Annotated in this window: 2 protein-coding genes; one reads left to right on the forward strand and one right to left on the reverse strand. The window is 61.4% G+C overall.

Annotated features, from left to right (window positions below; all coding sequences use genetic code 11):
- On the forward strand, positions 1-1339 hold a 1339-nt coding region (locus VNX23_RS02595), incomplete at its 5' end, for an NAD(P)/FAD-dependent oxidoreductase (protein ID WP_325627611.1).
- 247 nt (positions 1340-1586) lie between these two features.
- On the opposite strand, the gene VNX23_RS02600 is transcribed toward VNX23_RS02595, so the two are convergent.
- Entirely contained in the window at positions 1587-2276 is a 690-nt protein-coding gene (locus tag VNX23_RS02600; RefSeq protein ID WP_325627612.1) for a phosphoribosyltransferase, read from the reverse strand.
- Between the last annotated feature and the right edge of the window lie 185 nt (positions 2277-2461).

Consider the following 2461-nt stretch of genomic DNA (forward strand, 5'->3'; position numbering starts at 1 on the left):
GGCTGGTGGCGCGTTCGATGCTAGGACACCTCTTGCGAGCGCCGTCACGAACTTAGAAATGCAAGATCGCCGAGAATGCGATGTCCTGGTCATCGGCGGGGGCCCTGCCGGGTCGACCATCGCCGGACTGCTGGCGCAGAAGCGCAGGCACGTCGTTGTCCTCGAAAAGGATCGATTCCCGCGTTTCCACATCGGAGAATCGCTGCTACCGCTCAATCTGCCATTTTTTGAACAGCTTGGTGTTGCCGACGAGGTCGAGCGGATCGGCGTGTACAAGCCGGGGGCGCAGGTTATCTCGGACGAACACGGTCAGGCGGCGACATTCCGTTTTGACCGTAATCCGCATCTGCGCATCGATCACAGCTATCACGTCAGACGCGCCGAGTTCGACAAACTGCTGCTCGACAATAGCCGCCGCCTCGGCGCAACCGTGATCGAAGGAACGCGGGTGACCGAAGTCGAGTTCGGTACCGAGGGGCGTTCGAAGGTGATAGCGGTCGGCTCCAATGGGGAGCCTTCGGTCTGGTTCTCCCGCTTTCTTGTCGACGCCTCGGGCCGAGACACTCTGCTTCTCAGGCGCCTCGGGCTCAAACGGGTAGACAAGCGCAACAACACGGCTGCCGTGTTCGGACACTTTCGCAATGTGCCCCGCCAGAATGGCAGTGCCGAGGGGATGATCACCATGCACTTGTTCCAGCATGGATGGTTCTGGATGATCCCATTGCCCGATCAGGTCATGAGCGTCGGTATGGTCGGCACTCGATCCTTCTTCCGGACCAGAACCGAGGATCTCGGCAGCTTCTTTGCCCGCGCCGTCGCGGCGAGCCCCAGCGTTGCGAAGCGGATGGTTAATGCCCAGCCGATAAGCCCGTTGGTGGCAACAGGAAATTACTCATATGATTCGCGACATTACGCAGGCGACGGCTACATCTTGATCGGTGACGCTGCTGCGTTCATCGATCCGTTGTTTTCAAGCGGCGTCATGATGGCAATGAGCGGTGCCGCCGTTGGCGCCGAAGCGGTTCATGCCTGGCTCGATGACAGGAGATTAGGCAGGCACCTGATGCGCAGCTATGAACGCCGCATACGGCGGGGACTCGATTCCCCGTCCTGGCTGATTTACCGAATCAATACACCGGTGCTCCGCGACATCTTTATGGCGTCCTTCGACCTCTTCGACACGCGCAATGGACTGCTTGCGATTTTGGCGGGCGACTTTTACGAGAAACCAAGGCTGTTGTCGCCGCTCAGACGCATACAGCTTGCTTATGGCTGTCTTTACCTTCTCTCCAAGCTAGGCGTGGGCCTCCGAACCGGGGGGCTGACCTGGGGGCGATGATCTACGCCGACGTCTGCCAGCCTCCGAAATCCGCCTCCTATTCAAGCAGCTGCCAGCCGATCTTTTCGACCTCGCGACGGGCAAAGGCAGCGCCGCGGCGCGATCAAGGAAGCGCCTGAATGAATCTCCCAGCGCGATCTGGGGGGGGCGGGAGCAGATTGGTCGCATGTCTCTGCTATGCCGATGATACGATGATGCAGACCCGACGGCGTCTTCTGACCACGCTTTCGCTGGCCCGCGCCGTGGATCACGGCAACGCAGGCCTTACCCTCGTTGGACGCTCTCCCGCGTGCGCAATTCTCCGATGACGCTCCTCCAAAAGCGAGATCACATCGGCGTCCTCAAGCTGCCCAAATTCCGCGTAATGCGCTCCCACGGCGAGAAACGGGTTCGGGGTGCTCAGGCAAATGATCTCGTCGACCCCCTCTCGCAGCTCCTCGAGCGCGCCTTCGGGTGCGACCGGGACCGCGAGGACGATTTTCGCGGCTCCGGCCCTTCCGATAGCGAGAAGCGCGGTGCGCACAGTGCTGCCGGTGGCGATCCCGTCATCGACGACGATGACCGTCCTACCGGCGAGCGGCACGGGCGGCCGGTCACCAAGATAAACCTTCCGGCGCCGCTCGATCTCCTCGAGTTGGCGCGCAGTTTCGCTCGTGATGTAGTTCTGGTCTATGGCCAGCTCGGCGGCGAGGATGTCGTTGATGATCACCTGTGGATCGGCTCCGTCCACGACCGCACCGAGCGCGAGTTCCGGCTGCCACGGCACCCCGATCTTGCGGACGAGCACGATGTCGAGCGGGGCGTCGAGTCCCTCGGCGATCTCAAAACCGACCGGCACGCCGCCGCGCGGCAAGGCGAGCACAACCGGTTTCTCCTCCCGCAATTGCTGCAGCCGCGCGGCAAGCTGGCGGCCTGCCGATCTCCGATTGGCAAACATGGCTCAACCGAGCTCCTGTTTGGGAACTTATATAATGGGGGGACCGAAAGTTCGAATCCGTCTCCCTCCAGCGCAGAGTCTCGCGCGAACCTTTCCCTCGGGGAGCGATCGCAGGAATCCCCCGATCAACGGCGTCAAGGTCGGATTGGCGATCCCCTGTCAGGAAGGATTTATGCAAACGATTG

Origin of the sequence: Bradyrhizobium sp. (assembly GCF_035570375.1) — a bacterium.
In the GTDB taxonomy this organism is placed as follows: domain Bacteria; phylum Pseudomonadota; class Alphaproteobacteria; order Rhizobiales; family Xanthobacteraceae; genus Bradyrhizobium.

Bases quoted from the DNA above. Each gene is read 5' to 3' on its own strand.
- VNX23_RS02600 (WP_325627612.1), bottom strand. From the start codon at position 2,276: ATGTTTGCCAATCGGAGATCGGCAGGCCGCCAGCTTGCCGCGCGGCTG.